Below are 24,503 nucleotides of genomic sequence, written 5' to 3' on the forward strand. Positions count from 1 at the left end.
CCGATCCACCGCTCAGTCGGCTACCGCCGCGCATCCGGGGGCTGCGCGGTCCACCCGGGCGAGCATGGCGCACAGATCGCCCTGCGGATCGTCGGTGCCCTGATAGACGAAGGCCTTCAGCTGCGCCGCCAGCTCCGCATCGCCACTCTCCGCGACCAGCTGGCCGAGCCAGTCGTCGACCGAGACGACACCGTCGCCGCCCGCATCCTCGCGGTTGGCCGCGACCAGTGCGGCCAGAAAATCGAAGAAGTCGCGCCCGCCGTTTGTCTGCGCCGCGCCTTCGGCGATCATGCCGAGCACCGTTCCGCAGGCGTAATTGGCGTCGTAGTCGCGCCGCGCGCTCGCTTCCGCCAGCGGCTTGTCGACCGACATCGCGAGGCAAGTCTGCCAGCTGTTCGCCAGTTCGGTGCCAGCGTTATATTCGGGATCGATCTGCTCGATCAGCCGGAAGGCGAGCAGGTTGGCTCCGCCCTCCATGATCCACGCATCGGCATCGGTTTCGTATTCGACCGTCTGGCCGAGCCAGAAATGTGCGCCTTCGTGGGCGATGAACCAGCGCATCCCCTGCAGGGCCTGCGTGCTCTCATTTACCAGCCCCTCGCCCTCCAGTCGCACGGTCAGCAGGCCCGGAAGCACACTGCCGCCCTGGCTGTACAGCTCCGGCGTCGGCCCAGCCCAGCTGGACAGCACCATCGGCTTGCCGCTGCCCGCCCGCTCGCCCAGCCGGTCGGCATAGATGGCGAAGGTCTGCGGAAGGAAATCGACCATCTCGCGGCGCAGCCACGCGGGCGTTGCCGGATCGATCAGCGCGGCGAGATGGTCGGTCGTGACAAGCCGGGGATCGCCGAAGACGACATAGGTCGCATCGTCGCGGGTCGTGGCGCTGTCGTAGGATTGTCCCTTGTACATGAGCGGGCCTGCCGCATCGCGGAAGACCATCTCCGTATCCGGTCCCTCTTCCGCAATCTCCTGCGTGTTGCCCAGCCAGGGCAGCACGGCGAAGTGCCCGGTGAACAGCGCCAGCGTGCCATCGGTAAACAGCAGCGCCGGGTCGTAATCCGCCAGCAGGTCCTGGGCGAAAGGTTCGAACCGCACGGTCACCACGCGCGGGACGGTGCCATCATCGGCCAGCAGCACGTCGGTCTCGTCGATTCGTTGCAGCGAAACGCCGTCCGACTCGACCGTCCAGCTCAATTCGCGCCAGCCTGTGTCCTGTCGGCGTGCCCGGTTGGAGCGGGGGAAGGCCCAGCCCTGCGCATCGGCGGGGAAGTGAAACGTCGCACTCCAGCCGTCCGCATCGTGCAGCACCTCGACCCGCACGGGCGTTTCGTCCGGCACATCCTGCGCGGTGGCGATGGCCGGGACGAGGAGCGCGAGAAGCGCGGCGACCATCACCACCAGGCGCTTCATGTCAGTCCACCACGTCCAGCTGGGTCAGGATGAAGGCGAATTCCTCCGCGGTTTCGTAGAGCGAGGCGAAGCGCCCGGACTTGCCGCCGTGGCCCGCGCCCATGTTGGTCTTGAGCAGCAGCGTGTTGGTATCGGTCTTGGTCGCGCGCAGCTTGGCAACCCACTTGGCGGGCTCCCAGTAGGTGACGCGCGGATCGTTGAGGCCCGCGGTGACCAGCAGCGGCGGGTAATCCTGCGCCACGACCTGATCGTAGGGGCTGTAGCTGAGCATGTAGGCAAAGGCCTGCTTGCTCTCGATCGGGTTGCCCCATTCGGGCCATTCGCCCGGGGTCAGCGGCAGGTCCTTGTCGAGCATCGTGTTGAGCACGTCGACGAAGGGCACATCGGCGACCACCGCACCCCACAGGTCGGGATCGGTGTTGACCACCACGCCCATCAGCTCGCCCCCGGCGCTGCCGCCGCTGGCGCTGATTTTGCCCTTTTCGGTGTAGCCCGCGTCGATCAGGCCCTTGGCCACGTCGACGAAGTCCTCGAATGTGTTGGTCCGCTCGTTCAGCTTGCCCTGCAGATACCAGCGACGGCCCAGATCGTCGCCGCCGCGAATATGCGCGATGGCGTAGGCCATGCCGCGATCGACGAGGCTGAGGCGGCTGGTCGAGAAGCCCGGCGGCACCGCATAGCCATAGGCGCCATAGGCATAGAGGTGGAGCGGGCCGCCCATCGGCCTGTCCTTGCGCGTCACCACGCTGACCGGAACCTGCGTGCCGTCGCGCGCGGTGATCGTCAGCCGCTCGGTCTTGTAGAGCGTTGCGTCGTAGCCGCTGGGGATTTCCTGCTGTTTCAGGAGTTCGAGCGCGCCGGTCTTCACGTCGTAATCGTAGACCGATCCCGGCGTGACCATGCTCTGGTACGACAGGCGCAGCTTCTGCACATCGTATTCGGGGTTGTTCGAGAGACCCGCGACGAAGCTCGCCTCCGGGAAGGCGATCGGAGTCATGTCATCCGCATCGTCATAGGCGCGCAGCTGGATCTGATCGAGCCCGGCAAGCCGCCCCTCGGTGACGTAGAAGTCCTTGAACAGCTCGAAATCGGTCAGGTAGAAATCGTCCGAGCCTTCGATCAGCGTGGTCCACTCGCCCGGAGCCGCGAGCGTCGCGGTCGCGAGGCGGAAGTTGATGTGGTTATCGTTGGTGTGGACGAACAGCGTGCCGTCGCGCACGTCGACGTCGTACTCCACGCCCTTCTGCCGCGGTTTGACCAGGATCTGTTCGCCGGTCGGGTTGTCGGCGCTGACAAGGCGGATTTCGCTGGTCTCGTTGTCGCCCGTGGCGATGACCAGCCAGTCTTCCTGCGCGGTCAGCCCGGTCCCAACGCCAAAGCTTTCATCCGCTTCCTTGTAGAGCGTGACATCGCTGGCGACCGGCGTGCCGATCACGTGCAGCTTGGCTTCGAGCGTGCGCCATTCTTCGGTCGACGGGCCGTAGACCAGCGCGCTGTCGTTCGCGACCCAGGTGAGGCCGCCGCGCAGGTTGGTCAGTTCGTCGGGCAACAGTTCGCCCGTTTCGAGATCCTTGATCCGCGCGGTGTACCGCTCCGACCCATTGTCGTCCGACGAGTAGGCGAGGAAGCGTCCGTCCTTGCTGGCCGAGAAGGCGCCGAGGCGGAAATAGTCCTTGCCCTCTGCCAGCTGGTTCTCGTCCAGCAGCAGCTGCGGCTCGCCGCCCGCGACCGGCTTGCGATAGTGCAGGCGGTATTCCTTGCCCTCTTCGAATTCGGACCAGTAGAGCCAGTCGCCATCTTTCTGCGGGACCGTGGAATCGTCTTCCTTGATACGGCCCTTCATCTCTTCGAACAGCGTGTCGACCAGTTCCTTGTGCGGCGCCATCTGCGCTTCGAACCACGCATTCTCCGCCTTGACGTAGGCAAGCACGTCCTCGTCATCGACGGTCGGATAGGACGGGTCCTTCAGCCAGTGATAGGGATCGGAGAGCGTGATCCCGTGAGTGGTGAAGCTGTAATCGCGCCGCTCCGCCACGGGGGGAGAGGTTGGCGCCTGTTCGCTCGAATTATCGCTCACGCTGGTATCGGCTCCGTTGGATTGCGCCACTGCGCCGACCGGCAGGGAGAGCGCGGTCAAGGCGATTGCGGCGGTAAAAAGCTTGCTCATTGGTGTCGGTCCCCCTGTGCGCGATGGCTCACGGCTTTGAAAGCCTTGCGTTGCTGGGGTATGACCCCAGATCGGGGGCAGAGCCAGACACAAGAACCACAGGATCGACAAAATGCTGATGCAGACCCACGAAGCCCGCCTTTCCGCCCTGCGCGAGGAACTCAAGCGGCGGGGTCTGGACGGGTTTGTCGTCCCCATCGCCGATGCGCACATGAGCGAATATGTCGGCGAGGATGCGCAGCGGCTGCGCTGGCTGACCGGTTTCGGCGGCTCGGCAGGCAGCGCGGCGGTGCTGCTCGACAAGGCCGCGATCTTCGTCGACGGGCGCTACACCGTGCAGGTGCGCGACCAGGTGGAGGAACGCCTGTTCGAATATCGCGGCGTGCCCAAGGACAATCCGGCGAACTGGCTCGCCACGAATGTGAGTGAGGGCGCGCAGGTCGGCTATGACGCATGGCTCGCGACGCCCGGCTGGGTCCGCTCGACCAAGGCTGCGCTCGAAAAGGTCGGCGCGAAGCTCGTCCCGGTCGACGGCAACCCGATCGACGCCGTGTGGCAGGACCAGCCCGCGCAAAGCGATGCCGAGGCGCGCGTCCATACCGACACGCATGCCGGCCGCAACGCGCAGGAAAAGCGCGCCGCGATCGCCGACTGGCTGGGCGAGGAAAAGCTCGACGGCGTGGTGCTGAGCGCGCTCGATTCGGTCGGCTGGGCGTTCAACATCCGCGGCGGCGACATCGCGCACACGCCGGTGACCATGGCCTTCGCGCTCGTCCAGCAGGACGGCACGGCGCAGCTCTTCATCGACGAGAACAAGGTCGGGCCCGAGCTCAAGCAGCACCTCGGCAATGCGGTCACCATCCGTCCGCGCAGCGAGTTCAAAAGCGCGCTGGGCGCGTTCGAAGGCAAGCGAATCGCGCTCGATCCCGAATATGGCGTGGCGGCGATTGCGCAGGCGCTCGAAGAAGGCGGCGCAAAGGTGGTCGAGACGCGCGATCCCACCATTCTGCCGCGCGCGATCAAGAACGAGGCCGAGATCGACGGCCACCGCGACGCGCAGGCGCGCGACGGTGCGGCGGTCTCCCGCTTCCTCGCATGGATCGAAGCCGAAGCGCCCTCGGGCACAATCGACGAACTGACGGCTGCAGCCAAGCTGCTCGAATTCCGCAGCGTGGACGGCGGGCTGAAGGATACCTCGTTCGACACCATCTCGGCGGCCGCAGGCCACGCCGCGCTGCCGCACTACAAGGTGGACGAGGACAGCAACATCGCGATCCCGCCGGGCAGCATCTTCCTGTGCGATTCGGGCGGCCAGTATATCGGCGACGAGCGCGCGGGCACGACCGACATCACCCGCACCGTGTGGGTCGGCAGTGCCGACGGCAAGGCCGAGCCGAGCGCGGAAATGAAGGACCGCTTCACCCGCGTTCTCAAGGGCCACATCTCCATCGCCCGCGCGGCCTTCCCCGAAGGCACCACCGGCGGCCAGCTCGATACGCTGGCGCGCATGCACCTGTGGGAAGCGGGCTGCGACTACGCGCACGGCACCGGCCACGGCGTAGGCAGCGCGCTGGGCGTGCACGAGGGCCCGCAGCGCATCGCCAAGACCACCGGATCGCAGGGCGGCACGATGGAACCGCTCGCCGCGGGCATGATCTGCTCGAACGAGCCGGGCTACTACAAGGCGGGCGAATACGGCATCCGGATCGAGAACCTCGTCCTGATCGAGGAGCGCGCGATCGAGAACGCGGACGAGGGCACGTGGTTCGGGTTCGAGAACCTGACCTGGGTGCCGATCGACCGCACGCTGATCGATGTCGACCTGCTGACGCCCGAGGAACGCGACTGGGTCGATCACTACCATGCCTGCTGCCGCGAAATCCTCAGGCAGCGCGTCGCCGAGACCGGCGACGAGCGGGCGGCGGACTGGCTGGAGCGGCACACCCAGCCGCTCTGAATGCCGCTTGCGGGGCGGTCAGTGTTCTCGTAATGTTCCTTTCGCGACATTCGCGATTCGGGAGACAGTTCGATGATCGGTTACGTAACGCTGGGCACCAACGACCTGCAGGGCAACGCGCCCTTCTACGATGCCATCGCCAAGGAGATGGGCGTTGGCCGGATGATGGACTTCGACATGTACATCGCCTGGGGCGAGCCCGGCGGCGCGGCAGGTGTCGCGCTGACCAAGCCATTCGACGGGAACGAGGCGACCGTCGGCAACGGCACGATGGTCGCGTTCGAGGCGAAGGATAAGCAACAGGTCCACCGCCTGCACGAGATCGCGCTGGCCAATGGCGGCACCGACGAGGGCGCACCCGGCCCGCGCGGCGAGGCGGACGAGAACGGGCTGGTGTTCTACGCGTCCTACTTCCGCGACCGCGACGGCAACAAGCTCAATGCCTTCTGCATGGCCCCTGCGGATGGCTAAGGTGCGAAAGCTCTCCGAAAATCCGGTCCATCTCGGCCTGGGGGCGACTGCACTGGCGCAGCCGCCCTTAACCGGGATGGACTGGTATGCGGATTATGCGCAGCGCACCGCCGCAGACGGCTCCGAGGGTCGGCTGGTCTCGCTGCATTCCTTTGCCGAGAGCTGGGACAGCTGGGAAATGCACCCGCGCGGGCACGAAGTGGTGGTCTGCACGGCGGGCATGATCACGCTGACGCAGGAATTTCCCGACGGGCGGATCGAACAGGTCACGCTGACGGCTGGGGAATACGCGATCAACGATCCGGGCGTGTGGCACACCGCCGATGTCGAGGCAGAAGCGACCGCACTGTTCATCACCGCTGGCGAAGGCACGCAACACCGCCCGCGCTGAGCAGCCCTGCGAGGGCCGCGCCCCTGCCCCGCTCCATTGCACCTGGGTGAACGGGGCACCGATCCTGCGACAATCCGTTACAAAGCGGCCGGTTCGTGGCAAACCGGCGCGACAATGCGCGGGTAGAAGAGGTGTCATGAGCTGCGAGGCGGGTGTCCGATCTCTCCCCCCCCTTGCCCGTCTCGCAGCTCTTCCACCAACAGGAGCACCCCTATGAAAACCCCCATTCTCGCCCTCGCAGGCATTTCGCTGCTCGCAGGCACCGCCGCGCTGGCCCAACCCGGCGACCGCACTCCCGGCCCGATGACCCGCGCCGAAGTCTCCCAGAAAGCCGCCGAGCGCTTCCAGCGCATGGACCTGAACAGCGACGGCGTACTCGATCTCGCCGACCGCGAACTGCGCCGCGAACAGCGGATCGCCCGGCTCGACACCGACGGCAACGGCGCGATCAGCAAGGCCGAACGCGAAGCCGCGCGCGAAGCCCGGCAGGAACGGCGCGCCCAGCGGATGGCCGAACGCGGCCAGAGTGCCGAAGCGGGCGAACGTCGGGCACGCGGCAAGCACCATCGCGGGATGCGCGGCTGGAATCGCGGCCGCGGCATGATGGCCAAGGCCGACACCAATGGCGATGGTCGCCTGACGCTGCAGGAGTTCCAGGCCCATGCACTGGCCCGGTTCGACCGCGCCGATGCGAATAGCGACGGCACCGTGACCCAGGCCGAACACAAGGCCGCGCGTGAGGCGATGCGCGCCCAGATGGCCGAGCGCCGCGAAGCGCGCCGCGCCGAGCGTGCAGGCCAGTAACCCGATGACGATGGCCGCGCACGCAGCCGACACGGCCGTCACCATCCTGCTCGTCGATGACGAGCGCACCTTGCGCGAACCCCTGGTCGACTACCTCGTCGGTCAGGGGTTCGTGGTGCTGGAGGCGGACAGCGCGGCGAGCGCGCGCAGCCTCCTGCGCGAAAAGAAGGCCGACCTCGCGCTGGTCGATATCATGATGCCGGGCGAGGACGGCCTTTCGCTGACCCGTCACCTGATCGAAACGCAGAACCTGCCCACCATCCTACTAACCGCGATGGGCGAGGCGACCGACCGGATCGTCGGGCTGGAAATCGGCGCGGACGATTACGTGACCAAGCCGTTCGAGCCGCGCGAGCTGGTTGCCCGCATCCGCTCGGTCCTGCGCCGCGCGGGCCGGGCAGCGACCGACGATGAGGGCGAGGACGCGCATTACCTGTTCGAAGGCTGGCGGCTCGATCCTCTCAAGCAGCGACTGACCGATCCGGAGGGCGCGGTGATCCCGATCTCAACCGCGGAATTCCGCATGCTGCGCGCCTTCCTCGACTACCCGCGCGCGGTGCTCGACCGTGATCGCCTGCTCGACATGGTCCAAGGGCGCGAGGCGCATCTGTTCGATCGCGCGGTCGACAACCAGGTCAGCCGCCTGCGCCGCAAGATCGAGGACGACAGCAAGAACCCGCATTTCATCCAGACCGTGCGCGGCGGCGGCTATCGCTTCGCCGCCGATGTCACCCGGGTGCCGGGCTGAAACAATTGGCGCGCTTCTTCCCGAAAAGCCTGTTGGGCCAGAGCCTGCTTGCGATCGCGGTCACCCTGCTGATCGGGCAGGCGGTTTCGGGCCTGCTGCTGTACCGCGCGGCGCAGGACCGACGCGATGCGGCGACCGTCAATGCCGCCGCGTTCCACCTGCTGCGGATGGTCAACCGCGAAACCGATTCGCCGCGCGACATCCGCCGCGCGCTGCGCCGCGCAGAGCCTGAGGGGCGGATCGACATCGGGCGCGGCAGAGGCGAGCGGCGACGCGGCCTGCCCCCGCGCCTGTCGGGCATGATTGCCGATGCTTCGCCACTGCTGCCCGACGAGCGGCGCGCAGCGGGCGAGGAGGCGCAGCTGCGCGAGATATTGGCACGGCAGGGCGTCGTTCCAGATGAGCTTGCAGTCACTATCCGCCCCGTTGCGCAAGATACGCTGCTCGCCGCGCTTGCGGACGAATTCCCGCGCTTCCGCGCCCGCTGGCGCGCTGGCCTGAGCGAGCGCGAGGTGATGGTCGCCGCGCTGCGCATGCCGGGCGAGAGCCGCTGGATCGTCGCGCGCGCGCTGCGCCCCCCGGTGGAGGCGGGCGTGCTGTGGCTGATCGCCGCGCAAACCGTACTGCTGTTCCTAGTGCTGCTGGCCGCGACCTATCTGGTTCTGCGCCGGATCACCCGCCCGCTCGCGCGCCTGACCGAGCGGGTGGAGAGCTTCGCGCGCACGCACGAGGCGCGCGAACCGCTCCCCGAACGCGGGCCGGAGGATGTCAGCCGCCTGATCGCGGCGCACAACCTGCTCGAACACCGGATTGCCGCGCTGCTGGACGAGAAGGACGTGATGCTCGGCGCAATCGGGCACGATCTCAAGACGCCACTCGCGGCGCTGCGCGTGCGGATCGAATCGGTTGCGGATGAAACCCAGCGCGCGCGCATGGCCGAGACGATCGAGGATCTGCGCCGCTCGCTCGACGATATCCTCTCGCTCGCGCGGATCGGACGCGCGAAAGACCCGCCTGAGGCGACCCAGCTCGCCGCGCTGGTCGAAAGCGTGGTCGAGGAGTTCGAGGATGTGGACCGGCCCGTCGCCATCGCGCACACCGATCGGATCGTCGCCCCGGTGCAGGTCACCTGGCTGCGGCGCGCGCTGCGCAACCTGATCGAGAATGCGCTGCGCTACGGCGGCACCGCGCAGGTCTCGCTCACCCGCGAGGGCGGGACGGCGGTGATCGCGGTGGAGGACGAAGGCCCCGGCATCCCGCCGGAGGATGTCGCCGCAATGCTCGAACCGTTCCGGCGCGGCGAGGCGAGTCGCAATCGCGGGACCGGTGGTGCCGGGCTCGGCCTCACGCTGACCCGCGCGATCCTTGCCGAACATGGCGGAGACCTGCGGCTCGCCAACCGCACGCAGGGCGGCCTGCGCGCCGAGATGCGGCTACCTTTATCGGCTTAGTTCGGCGCCGGCCCGCACCCGGAACCGCGATCCCTAACGCATCAACCCGCCGACGAGGTTGCGCACGAAGCTGCCGACGACCGGTCCCGCAAGATCGGTCGCGATCGAACCCGCAGCCGAGGTGACGCCCGAGGCCATCGGATTGGCGCGCGATTTCTTGCCCAGCACGGTGCGCGCGGCCATTCCGGCGGCGGACCCGGCGGCGACTTTGGTGCCGCGCGAGATCGCCTTCCCCCAGATGCTGGTGCTCTTGCGCTCCCGCTTGCGAACCTCAGCCTCGCCCTTCTCCTCGACTTCGGCGGCGGTCGCGGCGGCATCGAGCATCTTCTGCGCGATCACTTCCGCCGCGCTTTCGCGGTCGACCGGCGTATCGTACTTGCCCGCCAGCGGGCTCGCGCCGAGGATCACCGCACGTTCGCCGGGAGACAGCGGGCCGAGGCGGCTTTGCGGCGGCTTGATCAGCGTGCGCTGGACGACCGACGGCGCGCCATCCTCGCCCAGCGTGGAGACCAGCGCCTCGCCCGTCTTCAGTTCGGTGATTGCCTGCGCCACATCGAGATCGGCGTTGATGCGGAAGGTCTGCGCGGCGGCCTTGATCGCCTTCTGGTCGCGCGGGGTGAAGGCGCGCAGCGCGTGTTGCACGCGGTTGCCGATCTGCCCGGCAACATCGTCGGGCACGTCGATCGGGTTCTGGGTAACGAAAAACACGCCCACGCCTTTCGACCGGATCAGGCGCACCACCGTCTCGATCGTGTCCTGAAACGCCTTGGGCGTGTCGTCGAACAGCAGGTGCGCCTCGTCGAAGAAGAACACGAGCCTGGGCTTTTCCGGGTCGCCCACCTCGGGCAGCGTCTCGAACAGCTCGGCGAGCAGCCAGAACAGGTAGGTCGCGTAAAGCTTGGGGCTGCGCATCAGCTTGTCCGCGGCGAGAATGCTGATGAAACCGCGCCCAGCGGCATCGACGCGGAAGAGGTCGTCCACCTCCAGCGCAGGCTCCCCGAAGAACTTGTCCGCCCCCTGGCTCTCGAAGGTCAGCAGCGCGCGCTGGATCGCGCCGATGGAGGCCTTGGTGACGCGGCCATATTCGCCCGAGACTTCGTCCGTATGATCCGCCGCCCACGCGAGCAGGCTGCGCAGGTCCTCGAAATCGAGCAGCAGCAGCCCGTTGTCGTCCGCGTGGCGGAAGACGATCTGGAGCACGCCCTCCTGGGTCTCGTTCAGGTCGAGCAGGCGCGCGAGCAGCAGCGGCCCCATTTCGGAGATGGTGGTACGCACCGGATGCCCCTGCTCGCCGAACAGATCCCAGAAGATCACCGGGAAATCGGCATAGGCATAGTCGTCCATGCCCAGCTCTGCCGCGCGGCCTTCCAGCTTGTCGGCGTGCTTGAACTTGGCCGATCCCGGCACCGCGAGCCCCGCGAGGTCGCCCTTCACGTCCGCGACAAACACCGGCACGCCGGCAGCCGAGAAGCTTTCGGCGAGACCCTGCAGCGTCACCGTCTTGCCCGTACCGGTCGCGCCCGCGATCAGCCCGTGGCGGTTGGCGCGGTCGAGCCGCAGCTCCTGCGCCTCGCCATCCTGGTTGCGCCCCAGAAAAATCGTGCTCACGCCGCCAACACCCTTCTCTCACAATCCTTCGACGGTCTTCGCGGGGCACCTGCGAAGCGTCAAGGTGGTTCCAATTCGCGGTCGCTTCGATAGAGCGGATCACGAATGGCAACGGCGGACCCCTTCATCCTGCTCGACGATGCGCGGCCTGCGCATGATGGCGGCGCACGCCTGTTCGAAAGACCGGTCGAGGTGTTCCGCGCGCTGCGTCCGGACGAGGTCGAAACAACGCTTGCGGCAGCGCAATCCGCACAGGCGGAGCGGGGCGGCACGCTAGCAGGCTACCTCGCCTACGAGGCGGGGCTGGCGCTTGAGCCGAAGCTGCATCCTCTGGCCGATGCGCGCACGGGGGCGGCAGGGCCGCTCGTGTGGCTGGGGCTGTTCGATACCGAACAGAGAATCGCGGCGGACGCGGTCGGGGACTGGCTGGCGCAGCGCGCGCCCGGCCCCGCCACGCTCGGCCCGCTCGACCCGGCAATCTCTCCGGGCGAATGGCAGGAACGCTTCGCCGCGTTGCAGGACAACATCGCAGGCGGCGACATCTATCAGGCAAACCTCACCCTGCCGCTGACCGGGGCGTTCCGGGGCGATCCGCTGGCGCTCTATGCGAGCCTGCGCAAGGCCTCCAGCGCAGGGCACGGCGGCGTGGTGTGGGATGGCAGCCACGCGGTGGTCAGCCTCTCGCCCGAACTGTTCTTCGAACTGGCCGATGGCGATCTGACCGCCCGCCCGATGAAGGGAACCCGCCCCCGGCACGCGGATGCGCAGGCCGACCGGGCGGCCGCTGAGGAACTCGCAGCGTCGGAAAAGGACCGCGCCGAAAACCTGATGATCGTCGACCTGATGCGCAACGATCTCTCGCGCATCGCCGCGCCCGGATCGGTGCGGGTCGAGGAGCCGTTCAAGGTCGAGAGCTTCCCCACCGTGCACCAGATGGTCAGCACGGTACATGCGCAGATGAAGCCGGGCACGGGCCTTGCACAGATCGTCGCTGCGCTGTTCCCCAGCGGATCGATCACGGGCGCGCCGAAGATCCGCGCGATGGAGATCATCGACCGGCTGGAGCGCGATGCGCGCGGGCCCTATTGCGGCGCGATCGGCGCGTTCGATGCCGATGGCAGCGCCAGCTTCAACGTCGCGATCCGCACGCTGCGCCTGACCCCGACCGAGAATGGCCACGGCACCGCCGTGCTGGGCGTGGGCGCAGGGATCGTCGCGGACAGCGATTCGCTGGGCGAATGGCGCGAGGCGCAGATCAAGGCGGGGTTCGCGCGCGCCAGCAGCCCCGAATCGCGCGCACCCTCGTTCGACCTGATCGAGACGATGCGGTTCGACCCCGAAGAGGGCGTGCCCCTGCTCGAAGGGCATCTGGCGCGGATTTCCGCCAGCGCGAGCGAGCTGGGCTTCGCGTTCGACCGGCACGCCGCGCGCAACCAGATCCAGACGCTGTGCTTCGACCTCGCCGATCCGGCGCGTGTGCGGCTCGTCTGCGCGCGTTCCGGCACGACCGCGATCGAGGTTTCGCCGCTGCCCGTCACGCCGAGCGAACCGCTCGACTGCATCGCCCTGCCCCTGCCGGTCGATCCCGGCGACTGGCGGCTACGGCACAAGACCACCGACCGGGGCTTCTACGCCGATGCGCTGGCTGCCGCGCGGGATCTGGACGCGCACGAGGCGCTGCTGGTGCGCGACGACGGACTGGTCACCGAAGGCAGCTGGACCAGCGTCTTCGTCGAGCGCGACGGCGTGCTGGCAACCCCGCCCCGCGCGCTCGGCCTGCTGCCCGGCGTGCTGCGCGATTCGCTGATTGCCGAAGGCCGCGCAGTGGAAGCCGAACTCACGCTGGACGACCTCGAAAACGGGTTCTGGATCGGCAACGCCGTGCGCGGGTTGATGCGCGCAAGACTCGTATAAAAAGCTCCAATTTCACATGACCGATACGACCATCCCGATCCTCTACGAAGACGGCGAGGCACTTGTGATCGACAAGCCCGCAGGCCTGTCGATCGACCGCCCGCGCAAGGGCGGGCCGTGCCTCGACGATTATCTGGAGCAGCTGAAGCTGGGCTTCCAGCGCCCGCCGAGCGCGGTGCACCGGCTCGATACCGACACCAGCGGATGCCTGCTGCTCGCGCGCAATCCCAAAGCGCATAAACGCTTTTCCGCCGCGTTCGAGGCGCAGCAGGTGACCAAGGTCTATCACGGCATCCTCGCGGGAATTCCCGCGCAGGAAGAGGGCGTGGTCGAACTCGCGCTGTCCAAGATCAGCAGCGCGGAAAAGGGCTGGCGGATGATCCCGGCGAAAAAGGGCAAGCCCTCGGTCACCGCATGGCGGGTGGTCGCGACGCACGAGGGCCGCGCGCTGGTCGAGTTTCGCCCGGCAACCGGGCGCACGCACCAGATTCGCGTCCACGCGGCGAGCGGGATCGGCATCGCGCTGGTCGGGGATCCGGTCTACGGCACCAAGCAGGGCGCACCGCGCACGATGCTCCACGCCAGCGCGCTGACGGTCGAGCGCGAGAGCAAGACGGATATCGCGGCGACCAGCCCGCTCCCGGCGGATTTCCAAGCGCTCGGCTTCGGCGGCGAAGGGCCGGATGCTCCCTGACGATCTGATCTCTCGCGCACACGCGCTGGCGGAGGAACGCTTCGTCGCAGGCTCCGGGCCGGGCGGGCAGAACGCCAACAAGGTCGCCACCGAAGTGCAGCTGCGGGTCAACGCCTACAAGCTGCGCCTCTCCCCCTTCGCATTCCGGCGGCTGGGCGAGGTCGCGGGCAGCCGGCTGACCGATTCGGGCGACATCCTGATCGTCGCGCGAGAGCACCGCACGCAGGAAGCGAATCGGGCGCTGGCGCGCGAAAAGCTGGAGGACCTGCTGCGCGAGGCGCATCGACGGCCCAAGCAAAGGGCCAAGACCCGGCTCAACCGCGTGGGCAAGACCCAGCGGCTCAAGCAGAAGAAGGCACGCGGCGCGGTCAAGGCCAATCGCGGGAAGCCCAGCCGCAGCGATTGGTAGTGCGACTGCTTGCTTGACTTTTGAGGGCCTCGCGGCCAATAGCGCCTGCGATCGGGCGGTGCCGCGTGCGCCGCCTGTTGTTTTTTCACCCGATGCACATCGTAAGGTTCCCCATGGAGCCAATCACCGATGGCCGGGCCATTGAACTGGCAGGATTGAGTTATGGCGAAGCCCGCAACCGTCAAGATCAAGCTCGTGTCGACCGCGGACACCGGCTTCTACTACGTGACGAAGAAGAACCCGCGCAACATCACCGAGAAGATGACCTTCCGCAAATACGATCCCGTCGTGCGCAAGCACGTCGAGTTCAAGGAAGCGAAGATCAAGTAAGGACCGGGCGGAGCCGTTCGCGGCTTCCCCCTGCCGATTCGTCTGTCATTGGCGGAACCGGCACGCTCACGCACGGTTCACTCCGAGACCATTACGGAGGCCGTCATGACGACCACTTACAAAGCACTTCGCCGCCCGCTCGCCGGGCTTGCCAGCATCGCACTGATCGCCGGCGCACCGATCGCCGCGACCGTCGCCCTGCCCGCCCCTGCGCTTGCGCAGGCGGGTGGTTCGCTGGACGACGCGGTCGCGGCGCTGCGCGGCATCAGTACGATGCGCGCCAGCTTCACCCAGACCGACCGCAGCGGCCAGACCGTTCGCGGGACCATGACGCTCAAGCGTCCGGGCAAGATTCGCTTCGAATATTCGAAGGACGTGCCGCTGCTGATCGTGTCCAACGGCAAATCGCTGACCATGGTCGATTACGAGGTCAACCAGGTACAGCGCTGGCCGATCAGCAATTCGCCGCTGGGCGCGCTGCTCGACCCCAATCGCGACGTCAAGAAATACGGCAAGCTGCGCAATACCGGCAATCCCAACGTGCTCTCGGTCGAGGTGCGCGATCCCAAGAAGCCCGAATACGGCGTCATCACGCTGATCTTCGTGCGCAAGGCCGGTGCGCCGGGTGGGTGGGAGCTGACCAATTGGGTCTCGCTCGACGCCCAGAACAATCGCACCACGGTGCGGCTGGCGAATCAGCGCTACGGCGTGTCGGTGAGCGACTCCACGTTCACCTACAAGGACCCGCGCCGCGCATCCCGTCGGCCACGGTAAACCGTTCGTCGAGCGATGCACCCTGTGAGCGATCGAATGACTGCGGCGTTCATGGGGAAGCAAGGCTCGGCAACCTAGTTTCATTCTTGCAAGGCCTGATGAACCAGCGGGTTTCCCCCCTGTTGCCCCGCGGTTCCCTTCAAACACAGGCCTTGTCGCAAGCGTGACGAACGCGCGTAAGGAACCCCCGTGCCACAGCCCCCGGCGCGGGGGTTTTCTTATCTGTTTGGCTTCAAGCACGAGCGCGCGCATCCGCGCGCTCGGCTATCCTCGCTGACGCTGCGGGCGGCCTCGCAGGTGGCCACTGGCCATCTGCGCCTTCGGCCTCGACTCCGCCCTTGCCGGTCCGCCAAGGCGGACCGGTCTGGTGCGATCCAGGAATGTGGGCCGTCTTAATCTTCTTCCCAGCCGAATGCCTTGCGCATGATATCGGCGACCACGTTCTGCTCGATCACACCGTGGACCCGCTGCGATCCCGGGCCGGTGGCGAACAGCGCGACATCCTCGCCCCCGTGGGTTTCGGAGCCGAGCGGGACCAGCGACTGCTGCTGCGCCTGCGCGCCCGTCTCCGGCTCGCCGCGCTCTCCCTTCACCGCGCCCGGGCCATTGGCGTAGCCGAGCGTGGTATACGGCTGCCCGTCGCCTGCGATCACCGCCGCGTCATTGGCCGCACCCGGATGATCCTCGTCCCCGCTGGCAGGCGGATGGACCAGGCCAAGGATAGGATTGCCGCGCTTGGGATAGCCCGCGATCGTGAACACGTGGCTGTGATCGGCGGTGACCAGGATCAGCGTCTCGTCCGGATCGGTATTGTCGACCGCATACTGGATCGCGCGGGCGAACTCGATCGTCTCCTCCAGCGCGTAGCCCGCCTTGCCCGCGTGGTGGCCGTGATCGATCCGGCCACCTTCGACCATCAGGTAGTAACCTGCCGGATCGTCGGACAGACGGCGGAGGGCCTCGGCGGTCATCTCGGTCAGGGTCGGTTCGCTCGTGTCCGGCTTGCGGTCGAGCTGGTAGGTCATGTGGCTCGGCGAAAAGAGCCCCAGCACCGGCCTGTCGAGCGGTGCTTTGCGCATCGCCTGCGTATCGGCCACGAAGGTGCCGCCCGTGCGCGCGGCCCATGCGGCGGGAAGATTCGCCCCGGCGTCCTTGCGTTCGCCACCTTCACCAGTGCCCAGGAACTTGCGCGATCCGCCGCCCAGCGCGAGATCGAACGGGAAATCGACCAGCTGCTGCGCGAAGTCGGTGCACCCGAGCGCCTGCTGCGGAGCGGGCATGTCAGCGTCGGATTCCCAGTTGCGATCCGGGTTGTGGCCGTAAACTGCCGCCGGAGTCGCGTGAGTCAGTCGCGCGGTGCTGACGATGCCGACCGCCTTGCCATGGTCGAGCGCCTCTTGCGCGACCGTTTCCATCATGTGGCCCTGCGCCGCAGCGCAATCGCCGCGCGGCACGTCGGGCGCGGTGTTGATCACGCCGATCCGCGTCTTGGTCCCGGTGTTGAGCGCGGACGCGGTGCCCGCACTGTCGGCGACCTGCGCATCGGTGTTGTAGGTCTTGACCAGCGCGACATTGTCGAACTTTTCGAAGCTGAGCGAATTTTCCTCGCCCGTCTGGCCCTGCTGTTGCCCGGCAAGGATGCGCGCGGCGGTGATCGTTGAAATGCCCATCCCGTCACCGACGAACAGGATCACGTTCTTCGCCTTGCCCTGCGCTACTTGCCCCTGCTGCACAGGCGCGGCGGACTGCACCGCCGGGTCCGCGCCGTAGTAATTGGTAGTGGAGCTGCACGCCGCCAGCGGCAGCGCGATCAGCGCAAGGGCGGCGGCCCAGCGCCGGTGCGGGCGGGCGGAATGGCGGATCATGGCAGGCTCCCTCAAGTGAATGGCTGAAACGAATGGCCGAATCGGCGTTCCCATGCCCCTCGCCGAGGAATGAGACAAGCGTGCGACCGGTTGGCGCTTGTGATTCGTGCGCCTTGCGGGGGCCGGACCCCGCGCCTAAGTCCGCCGCCATGGTTTCTGTCACCACATGGAATATCAATTCGGTCCGCCTGCGCATGCCGCTGGTCGAGCAATTCCTCACCGCCCAAGCGCCCGACGTGCTGTGCCTGCAGGAGATCAAGTGCGTCGAGGAGCAGTTCCCTGCCAAGGCGTTCCGCGATCTCGGCTATGATCACATCGCGATCCACGGGCAGAAGGGCTATCACGGCGTCGCCACCGTCAGCCGCCTGCCGTTCAGGGAATTCTCCCGCCACGACTGGCAGGATAATGGCGAGGCGCGCCATATCGGCGTGCAGCTGACCGATCCCGTGCATCAGGGCATGGTGATCGAGAACGTCTACGTCCCCGCAGGCGGCGACGTGCCCGACCGGGAGGTAAACGCGAAGTTCGGCCAGAAGCTCGACTTCCTCGAACGCATGACGCGCTGGGCCGAAACGGTCGAGCAGCCGACGCTGATCGTGGGCGATTTCAATATCGCCCCGCTCGAAAGCGATGTGTGGAGCCACAAGCAGCTGCTGAAAGTGGTCAGCCACACGCCGATCGAGGTCGAGGCGCTGCAACGCTTCATGGATGCACACGGCTGGACCGATATCGGGCGCGAGCATGTGCCTGCGCCGGAGCGCTATTACAGCTGGTGGAGCTATCGCAATCCCAACTGGCAGACCAACGACAAGGGTCGCCGACTCGACCACATGTGGGCCAGCCCCGATCTGGCGAAGCAGGCCACGCGGCACACGATTCTGGAAGAAGCGCGCAATTGGGAGCGGCCTTCGGACCATGTCCCGCTGACGACGGAGTTCGAGCTCTGAGCGCGCAGGGCGCAGGCGGCAGCGCCCGCGCGCTGGCGCAGGCGATCGATGCGCTGCGCCATGGCTGGCCGATCCGGGTCGATGACGGCCCCGTATTGCTGCCGGTCGAGACTGCGGCAGAACCCGATGCGAGCGGCGCGCGGATGCTGATCGCGGCGGCGCGCGCGCAGACGCTCAAGCTGGCCAACCGGCGTGAAGCCGCCGTCCCCCACGCGCCGGTGCTGATCGAGGGGAGCGATCGCTTCACGCTCGATCTTGCGCGCGCGGTGGCGGACCCCGCGCTCGACCTTGCAAACCCGATGAAGGGTCCGTTCCGCGCGGTCGCGCTGCCCGAGGCAGAGTGGCCCGCGACCGCGCTCGAGATCGCCCGACGCGCGGGCGTGCTGCCCGCCTTCATGATCGACCCCGCACCGTGCGAAGAACCGCTCGATGTCACAACCGCCGATCTCGCCGCGTTCTCCGCGCCCGATACGCTGCGGATCGCAGCGCGCTCCCGCCTGCCGACCGCCGCTGCCGAGCAGGCCGAGATCGCGGTGTTCCGCTCGCCCGCGGACCTGCGCGAACATGCCGCGCTGATTATCGGGCGGCAGAACGCCGACCGTGTGCCGCTGGTGCGCCTCCATTCCGAATGCCTGACCGGCGACGTGTTCGGCAGCCTCAAGTGCGATTGCGGCCCGCAGCTCGATGCCGCGCTGGCGACCTTTGCCAAGGAAGCGGAGAATGGTGGCTATGGCGTTGTGCTCTATATGCGGCAGGAAGGCCGCGGGATCGGCCTGATCAACAAGCTGCGCGCGTACCAGTTGCAGGATCAGGGGCACGACACAGTCGAGGCGAACCTGCGGCTAGGCCTGCCCGACGAGGCGCGAGACTTTCCCATTGCGGGACGCATGCTTTCACTACTGGGGATTCCACGCATACGTCTGCTGACCAACAACCCGGCGAAGGTTACCGCGCTTGCCGAATCAGGCATCACCATCGTCGAAAGGGTTCCCTTGAGCGCGGGCATCAACCCCCACAACACACGCTATCTCGCGACGAAGCGCGACCGTTCCGGCCACCTTCTGCCATGAGATTGCCGACCATCCGGGAAGAAGTCGAAAACGACATCCCGGCAATTCGCGCTCTGACCCGCGCTGCCTTCGCCCATGCGGAACACTCGCAGGGGAATGAGCAAGACATCATCGATACGCTGCGACGCGACGGGGACCTGACCCTGTCGCTGGTGGCAACCAATATGGACGAGGCGGTAATCGGTCATATCGCGTTTTCCCCGGTCAGTATGTCCGACGGGACGCGAGACTGGTATGCGGCGGGGCCGATTTCAGTGATGCCGACGCGGCAACGTACGGGCATCGGATCGCAGCTTGCCGAAGAAAGCCTTTCGCGGATGCGCGCGTTGGGCGCCAAAGGTATCGTGCTGCTCGGCGAGCCAGACTATTATGCCCGCTACGGTTTCCGTCCCGATCCCGGGCTTGTCTTACCCGGTGCCCCGCCGGAGCATTTCCAGGTCCGGATGCTGGTCAGTGGCCCCCGGCCCGCAGGCATCGTCACCTACGCGTCGGCCTTCGGAGCCCAGCCCCCGCGGTCGAGCGCCGCACCGGAAATCAGATAGGCCGAGCTTTTCGCGATCGGCGCATTCCGGTTTTCCGACCCTGCTTACTTGGCATGTGGCTGCGGAAACGGCCGAAATGATCGCCCCGGCCCCGGCCCCGGCCCCGGCCCCGGCATCGACGTCAGCGCCGCTGGAAGGGCGTGAGGCCGGCACCCAGACGGTTGTCGTCGATCCGGAGGTTGGCCCCGGTCCAGTCCGCGACGAAGGCCGACTGGCGCGACAGCGAGGGCACGAAACGCGCGTCGTTGCCCGCGATCACCAGCCCGTCTGAACTATGGGTTTGCTCTTCGGCACCCACTGCGATGAACGCGGAGTAGTTCTCCTTGTCCTCGCCCTGGACGAACCAGTTATTGGTGATCTGCCCGCGCGCACCCTGCGGCAGGTCGATCATGTAATTGGTTTCGCGGCCATTCGAATCGTCGAAGCTGGAGGCCGCGATCTCGACCATCGCCGCGCGCGCCTTCACGTAATGGCCGCCCGTGCCCTGTTCGAACCGGCTGCGGGTCACGCGCAGGTGGCCGATATCGCCGGTATAGATCGAATGGGCGCAGCCGCCCGAGTTCTCGCAGGTGCCCAGCCGGGTGAAGGTGGATCGGTCGACCACCAGCCGCATCTGGTCGTCATGGCCGGTCAGGATGCCCTGCTGGCTATCGCGGAACCAGGAATTGGCCACAGTCAGCGTGCCCGCTTCCTGGCGGATACCCGCGCCATTGCCGTCCGCGACCGCGATATTGCTGAAGATAAGGCCCGAAACGCTCGCCTCGGTGCCGCGCAGGACCAGCGCCGCCTTGCCTTCGCACGCGGTGCCGGTGAACTCGGCGCTGCCCGGCTCGCTCGCAAGAAAAGCGATCCTTCCTGCCTGCTGCACCGCGCACTGGCGATAGGTGCCCGGCGCGATGGCGATGCTGCCCTCGCCCGATCCGATCGCATCGACGGCGGCCTGCAAGGTGGGGTATCCACGATTGGTCTCGACCACGACGAACGGGGGGTTGGGCGTCTGCGCCATCAGCGCCGCCAGCGGGATCAGCGCGATCGCCGCCACCGCGACCAGCGTGGCCAGAAGCATCGACGGTCGGCCAAGCACGGGCCGATCGACGAAGGTGGGGCTGATGCGGTCGCTATCGTGGGTCATGGGCGACAGGCGTAGGATGGAATGGTTAACAAGCCGCAAAGCCTTTGCATGCTGAATGGGCCGCATTTCCCTTTGCCCCGGGCGCGCAGCTCTGCTTAGTTTGCTCCAGCGCGCGCGGCGCATGCCTGCCGCCCCGCGCGGCATATTCCAACGGAGGATCCGCACATGAAATTCACGACCCGGATGGGGCTGGCTGGGGTGCTCGGCGCGAGTGCGCTGGCGCTGGCCGCCTGTGGCGATTCGGACGACGCGAGTGACGAAGTCGTTGCCGAAGATGTCGAGGTCGTCGCCGACGACGCGATGGACGGCGTCGCCGACGAACCGATCGAAGACGACTCGGCCATGCCCGAAGCGCCGCCGCCCGCCCCGGCGAGCGAAGGCCCTACCGCCGAAGAACGCGCCGAGGCCGATCGCGAGAAGATGCAGAGCGATGCCGAGGCTGCCACAGCAGCTGCCGCCGACATCCAGGCCGAACTTGACAACATGAAGACTGAAAACTGAGTATGACTCGGGGCGGCCCGCGTTCCGGGCCGCCCCGGCTTTCTGCCGCGATAAGAATATAAGGGATGATCATGTCGGGAATGGATGCCGAGGTCTTCGACCAGTTTATCGAACAGCTATGGCGCTACGTGCACGAGCGGCTGATTCCTGCTGAGAAAGACGTGATCGCGGCCAACGCGATTCCAGAAGAAATTCTCGACGAGATGCGCGAGATGGGCCTGTTCGGCCTGACCATGCCGGAGGAATACGGCGGTGCGGGGATGAACACCTCGCAATATGTCGAGACGATCCGCGTGCTGTCCTACGCCCTGCCGGCCTATCGATCGATCACCTCGATCAACCTCGGCATGGTGTGCACCGCGCTGAAGAAGTCGGGCACAGAGGCGCAGAAGGCCGAGTGGCTGCCCCGCCTTGCCGCGGGCGAAATCGCGTGTTTCGGCCTGACCGAGCCGGGCAGCGGCTCCGACAGCGCCGCGATGCAGACCACCGCGGTGAAGGACGGCAACGGCTATCGGCTGAACGGCTCCAAACGCTACATCACCAACGCGCCCTTCGCGAAGCTGGGCCTGATCATGGCGCGCACCAGCAAGGAGCCGCTGCCCAAGAACGCGCACGTTTCCGCGTTCCTCGTCGATATGGAAAAGGCGGGTGTCACGGTGGGCAAACCCGACAAGAAGATGGGCCAGGAAGGCAGCCAGATCGCCGACATCTATCTCGACGATGTGCATGTCGATGGCGACGCGCTGCTCGGCGGCGAGGAAGGCCAGGGCTTCCGCACCGCGATGATGAGCCTCGACAACGGGCGGCTCTCCGTCGCGGCGGCAAGCGCGGGCTACGCGCGCCGCATCCTCGATACCGCGATGCGCTACGCTCAGGACCGCAAGGCCTTCGGCGAACCGATCAACCAGTTCCAGCTGATCCAGGCGATGCTCGCGGACAGCGAGTCGGAAATCTACGCCGCCGAATGCATGCTCAAGGACGCGACCGCCAAGGTCGATGCGGACGAGCCCTCGCTGCTGCCCGCCGCGAGCACCAAGCTGTTCGCCTCCGAGATGTGCAACCGCGTGGCCGACCGCTGCGTACAGATCCACGGCGGTGCGGGCTATCTGGCCGAATACGAGGCAGAGCGGTTCTATCGCGACAGCCGGATCTACACGATCTACGAAGGCACCAGCCAGATCATGCAGCTGGTGATCGCCAAGGCCATGCTGCGCAACTTCGCCAATGGGGCGCAGGGCTGATGGCTCAGCTGCGCCGCGCCGCGATCGTCTCGCCGCTCCGCACGCCGGTGGGGCGGTTCCTTGGGACGCTGACCCCGCTTGAGGCGGGGCCGCTCGCCGCGATCATCATCAAGGCACTGGTCGAACGCTCGGGCGTCGATCCCTCGCGCGTCGACGATGTTGTCTTCGCACAAGGCTACGGCAGCGGCGAAGCACCGGCGATCGGGCGCTGGTCCTGGCTCGCCGCCGACATGCCGATCGAGACGCCCGGCTTCCAGCTGGACCGGCGCTGCGGGTCGGGCCTTCAGGCCGTGATCGAGGCGGCGATGATGGTGCAGACCGGCGCGGCGGACTGCGTGCTGGCGGGCGGCGTCGAGTCGATGTCCAATGTCGAGCACTACACCACCAAGGCGCGCCACGGCGCGAAGATGGGCGACCTCTCGCTCTACGACCGGCTGACGCGCGGCCGCCTGATGAGCCAGCCGATCGAGCGCTTCGGGGTGATCTCGGGCATGATCGAGACGGCGGAGAACCTCGCGAAGGATTACGACATCAGCCGCGAGGCGGCGGATGAATACGCGGTCGCCTCGCACCAGAAAGCCGCCGCCGCGTGGGACGCAGGCAAGTTTGATGCGCAGCTGGTGCCAGTCGATGTGCCGCAGCGCCGCAAAGATCCGATCCTCTTCGACCGCGACGAAGGCTTTCGCCCCGATGCCTCGATGGAGAGCCTCGGATCCTTGCGCGCGATCGAGAAGGACGGGATCGTCACCGCGGGCAACGCCAGCCAGCAGAACGATGCCGCCGCCGCATGCCTCGTCGTGTCGGAAGACAAGCTGGCCGAGCTCGGCCTCGAACCGCTGCTGTGGTTCGAAGGCTGGGCCGCCGCCGGGTGCGATCCGGCGCGCATGGGGATCGGCCCCGTGCCAGCCACCGAGCGGCTCTTCGCACGCACCGGTAAAGGCTGGGACGATATCGATCTGGTCGAACTGAACGAGGCGTTCGCGCCGCAGGTGCTCGCCGTGCTCAAGGGCTGGGGCTGGAGCGAAGACGATTCGCGCCGCGACATGCTCAACGTCAACGGGTCGGGCATCTCGCTCGGCCACCCGATCGGCGCGACCGGCGTGCGCATTCTCGCGGATATGGCACACGAGCTGCACCGGCGCGAAGGGCGCTACGCGCTCGAGACGATGTGCATCGGCGGCGGACAGGGCCTCGCCGCGCTGTTCGAACGCGCCGCCTGATGGCCACCGACTGGTCTGACTGGATCGGGCGCGAGGCGCGCGCTGCCGAACGCCTCGACGAGTCGCTCGCGGCACGCTGGCTCGCAACGCTCGACCTCACTGCGCCTGAGGATGCCGCGTTGCCGCAGGGCATCCACTTCGCCCTGTGCACGCCGCAGGCACCGACCGCGATGCTGGGCGAAGACGGGCATCCGGCAAGGTCGGACGACCCGGCAAGCCTCTACCCGCCGATCGACCTGCCCCGGCGGATGTGGGCGGGCAGCGAGATCGCGTTCCTGCGCCCCTTGATGCTCGGCGACCGGATCGACAAGCTCAGCCGCGTGGTCAGCCTTTCGGAAAAGGAAGGGCGCAGCGGTCGCCTCGCCTTTCTGGAGCTGGAACACGAGATCGCCGCCAATGGCGAGCCCGCAATCCGCGAGCGTCAGACGCTGGTCTATCGTGAGGCCGCCGCACCCGATGCGCCGCTGGTGCCGCCAGTGGTGGGCGAAAAGCTGTTCGATCCCAAGGCATGGGACCGGGTGCAGACGATGGTGCCGTCCGAGGCGCTGCTGTTTCGCTTCTCCGCACTCACCTTCAACACGCACCGGATCCACTACGATGCGCCCTATGCGCGCGAGGTCGAGCGCTATCGCGGGCCGGTGGTCCACGGGCCGCTGCTTGCGACTCTGCTGCTTCAGCTTGCGGCAGAGGTCGCGGGACCGGTCGCCTCCTTCGGTTTCTCCGCCCGTTCGCCTGCGATCGTGGGAGACACGCTGCACTTGGCCGTTCGCGAGCAGGGCGATACGATGCAACTGGCAGCCCTCAATGACGCAGGCGCGGTGCTGACCACGGCGCAGGCCAGCCGCTAGTTTGCGAGC

23 protein-coding genes are annotated in these 24,503 nt (G+C 67.1%); 18 read left to right on the top strand and 5 right to left on the bottom strand.

The window, feature by feature from the left end:
- Window positions 1–12: 12 nt before the first annotated feature.
- Window positions 13–1,410, bottom strand: coding sequence for a M1 family aminopeptidase (locus VO57_000525; GenBank protein ID XBL69857.1), 1,398 nt, complete (start codon window positions 1,408–1,410; stop codon window positions 13–15).
- Between the two features lies 1 nt (window position 1,411).
- On the bottom strand, window positions 1,412–3,577 hold the full coding sequence (locus VO57_000530) for a S9 family peptidase (GenBank protein ID XBL69858.1): 2,166 nt from the start codon (window positions 3,575–3,577) through the stop codon (window positions 1,412–1,414).
- A 112-nt stretch (window positions 3,578–3,689) separates the two neighbouring features.
- Here VO57_000530 and VO57_000535 point away from each other — a divergent pair, with 112 nt between their 5' ends.
- The 6 genes from VO57_000535 (at window position 3,690) to VO57_000560 (ending at window position 9,399) form a co-directional block, all read left to right on the top strand.
- Window positions 3,690–5,534 (top strand): aminopeptidase P family protein, encoded by a 1,845-nt coding sequence (locus VO57_000535; protein ID XBL69859.1) that lies wholly within the window; start codon window positions 3,690–3,692, stop codon window positions 5,532–5,534.
- A 72-nt stretch (window positions 5,535–5,606) separates the two neighbouring features.
- Complete coding sequence (locus VO57_000540) at window positions 5,607–6,005, top strand: VOC family protein (GenBank protein XBL69860.1); 399 nt, start codon at window positions 5,607–5,609, stop codon at window positions 6,003–6,005.
- Window positions 5,998–6,396 (top strand): cupin, encoded by a 399-nt coding sequence (locus VO57_000545; GenBank protein ID XBL69861.1) that lies wholly within the window; start codon window positions 5,998–6,000, stop codon window positions 6,394–6,396. Before VO57_000540 ends, VO57_000545 begins: the two co-directional genes overlap by 8 nt.
- 213 nt (window positions 6,397–6,609) lie before the next feature.
- Entirely contained in the window at window positions 6,610–7,200 is a 591-nt protein-coding gene (locus VO57_000550; protein ID XBL69862.1) for a hypothetical protein, read from the top strand.
- 10 nt (window positions 7,201–7,210) lie between these two features.
- On the top strand, window positions 7,211–7,948 hold the full coding sequence (locus tag VO57_000555) for a response regulator (GenBank protein XBL69863.1): 738 nt from the start codon (window positions 7,211–7,213) through the stop codon (window positions 7,946–7,948).
- Window positions 7,949–7,953: 5 nt separating this feature from the next.
- The gene (locus tag VO57_000560; GenBank protein ID XBL69864.1) at window positions 7,954–9,399 is read left to right on the top strand and encodes an ATP-binding protein; all 1,446 of its coding nucleotides are present in this window, start codon (window positions 7,954–7,956) and stop codon (window positions 9,397–9,399) included.
- A 33-nt stretch (window positions 9,400–9,432) separates the two neighbouring features.
- Here the strand turns inward: VO57_000560 and VO57_000565 are convergent, their stop codons facing one another.
- The gene (locus tag VO57_000565; GenBank protein XBL69865.1) at window positions 9,433–11,007 is read right to left on the bottom strand and encodes a helicase HerA-like domain-containing protein; all 1,575 of its coding nucleotides are present in this window, start codon (window positions 11,005–11,007) and stop codon (window positions 9,433–9,435) included.
- A 105-nt stretch (window positions 11,008–11,112) separates the two neighbouring features.
- Between VO57_000565 and pabB the strand changes: the two genes are divergently transcribed.
- The 5 genes from pabB to VO57_000590 all read left to right on the top strand — a co-directional run bounded on the left by pabB (window position 11,113) and on the right by VO57_000590 (window position 15,128).
- A complete protein-coding gene (gene pabB / locus VO57_000570) occupies window positions 11,113–12,921 on the top strand; it encodes an aminodeoxychorismate synthase component I (protein ID XBL69866.1) in 1,809 nt (602 codons plus the stop codon).
- Between the two features lie 16 nt (window positions 12,922–12,937).
- On the top strand, window positions 12,938–13,615 hold the full coding sequence (locus VO57_000575) for an RNA pseudouridine synthase (protein XBL69867.1): 678 nt from the start codon (window positions 12,938–12,940) through the stop codon (window positions 13,613–13,615).
- The gene (gene arfB, locus VO57_000580; protein XBL69868.1) at window positions 13,605–14,024 is read left to right on the top strand and encodes an alternative ribosome rescue aminoacyl-tRNA hydrolase ArfB; all 420 of its coding nucleotides are present in this window, start codon (window positions 13,605–13,607) and stop codon (window positions 14,022–14,024) included. The genes VO57_000575 and arfB overlap by 11 nt, the downstream gene beginning before the upstream one ends.
- Before the next feature lie 162 nt (window positions 14,025–14,186).
- Complete coding sequence (rpmG, locus tag VO57_000585) at window positions 14,187–14,354, top strand: 50S ribosomal protein L33 (GenBank protein XBL69869.1); 168 nt, start codon at window positions 14,187–14,189, stop codon at window positions 14,352–14,354.
- Window positions 14,355–14,459: 105 nt separating this feature from the next.
- Complete coding sequence (locus tag VO57_000590) at window positions 14,460–15,128, top strand: outer membrane lipoprotein carrier protein LolA (protein XBL69870.1); 669 nt, start codon at window positions 14,460–14,462, stop codon at window positions 15,126–15,128.
- A 392-nt stretch (window positions 15,129–15,520) separates the two neighbouring features.
- Here the strand turns inward: VO57_000590 and VO57_000595 are convergent, their stop codons facing one another.
- A complete protein-coding gene (locus VO57_000595; protein XBL69871.1) occupies window positions 15,521–16,993 on the bottom strand; it encodes an alkaline phosphatase in 1,473 nt (490 codons plus the stop codon).
- 149 nt (window positions 16,994–17,142) lie between these two features.
- On the opposite strand from VO57_000595, the gene VO57_000600 reads away from it, so the two are divergent.
- Genes VO57_000600 through VO57_000610 form a run of 3 tightly spaced genes read left to right on the top strand, consistent with a single transcriptional unit; the run spans window position 17,143 to window position 19,552 of the window.
- Window positions 17,143–17,940 (top strand): exodeoxyribonuclease III, encoded by a 798-nt coding sequence (locus VO57_000600; GenBank protein ID XBL69872.1) that lies wholly within the window; start codon window positions 17,143–17,145, stop codon window positions 17,938–17,940.
- Between the two features lie 32 nt (window positions 17,941–17,972).
- The gene (ribA, locus tag VO57_000605) at window positions 17,973–19,010 is read left to right on the top strand and encodes a GTP cyclohydrolase II (protein XBL71366.1); all 1,038 of its coding nucleotides are present in this window, start codon (window positions 17,973–17,975) and stop codon (window positions 19,008–19,010) included.
- Entirely contained in the window at window positions 19,007–19,552 is a 546-nt protein-coding gene (locus tag VO57_000610; protein XBL69873.1) for an N-acetyltransferase, read from the top strand. Before ribA ends, VO57_000610 begins: the two co-directional genes overlap by 4 nt.
- A 121-nt stretch (window positions 19,553–19,673) precedes the next feature.
- Here the strand turns inward: VO57_000610 and VO57_000615 are convergent, their stop codons facing one another.
- Entirely contained in the window at window positions 19,674–20,684 is a 1,011-nt protein-coding gene (locus tag VO57_000615; protein ID XBL69874.1) for a right-handed parallel beta-helix repeat-containing protein, read from the bottom strand.
- Window positions 20,685–20,849: 165 nt separating this feature from the next.
- On the opposite strand from VO57_000615, the gene VO57_000620 reads away from it, so the two are divergent.
- The 4 genes from VO57_000620 to VO57_000635 all read left to right on the top strand — a co-directional run bounded on the left by VO57_000620 (window position 20,850) and on the right by VO57_000635 (window position 24,494).
- Window positions 20,850–21,185, top strand: coding sequence for a hypothetical protein (locus VO57_000620; GenBank protein ID XBL69875.1), 336 nt, complete (start codon window positions 20,850–20,852; stop codon window positions 21,183–21,185).
- Window positions 21,186–21,250: 65 nt separating this feature from the next.
- Window positions 21,251–22,426, top strand: a complete 1,176-nt coding sequence (locus tag VO57_000625) for an acyl-CoA dehydrogenase family protein (protein XBL69876.1) — start codon at window positions 21,251–21,253, stop codon at window positions 22,424–22,426.
- On the top strand, window positions 22,426–23,646 hold the full coding sequence (locus VO57_000630; protein ID XBL69877.1) for an acetyl-CoA C-acetyltransferase: 1,221 nt from the start codon (window positions 22,426–22,428) through the stop codon (window positions 23,644–23,646). The genes VO57_000625 and VO57_000630 overlap by 1 nt, the downstream gene beginning before the upstream one ends.
- Window positions 23,646–24,494, top strand: a complete 849-nt coding sequence (locus VO57_000635; GenBank protein XBL69878.1) for a MaoC family dehydratase N-terminal domain-containing protein — start codon at window positions 23,646–23,648, stop codon at window positions 24,492–24,494. Before VO57_000630 ends, VO57_000635 begins: the two co-directional genes overlap by 1 nt.
- The last annotated feature ends 9 nt before the right edge of the window (window positions 24,495–24,503 follow it).

This window comes from Citromicrobium bathyomarinum, from assembly GCA_001306305.2.
GTDB lineage: Bacteria > Pseudomonadota > Alphaproteobacteria > Sphingomonadales > Sphingomonadaceae > Alteriqipengyuania > Alteriqipengyuania bathyomarina.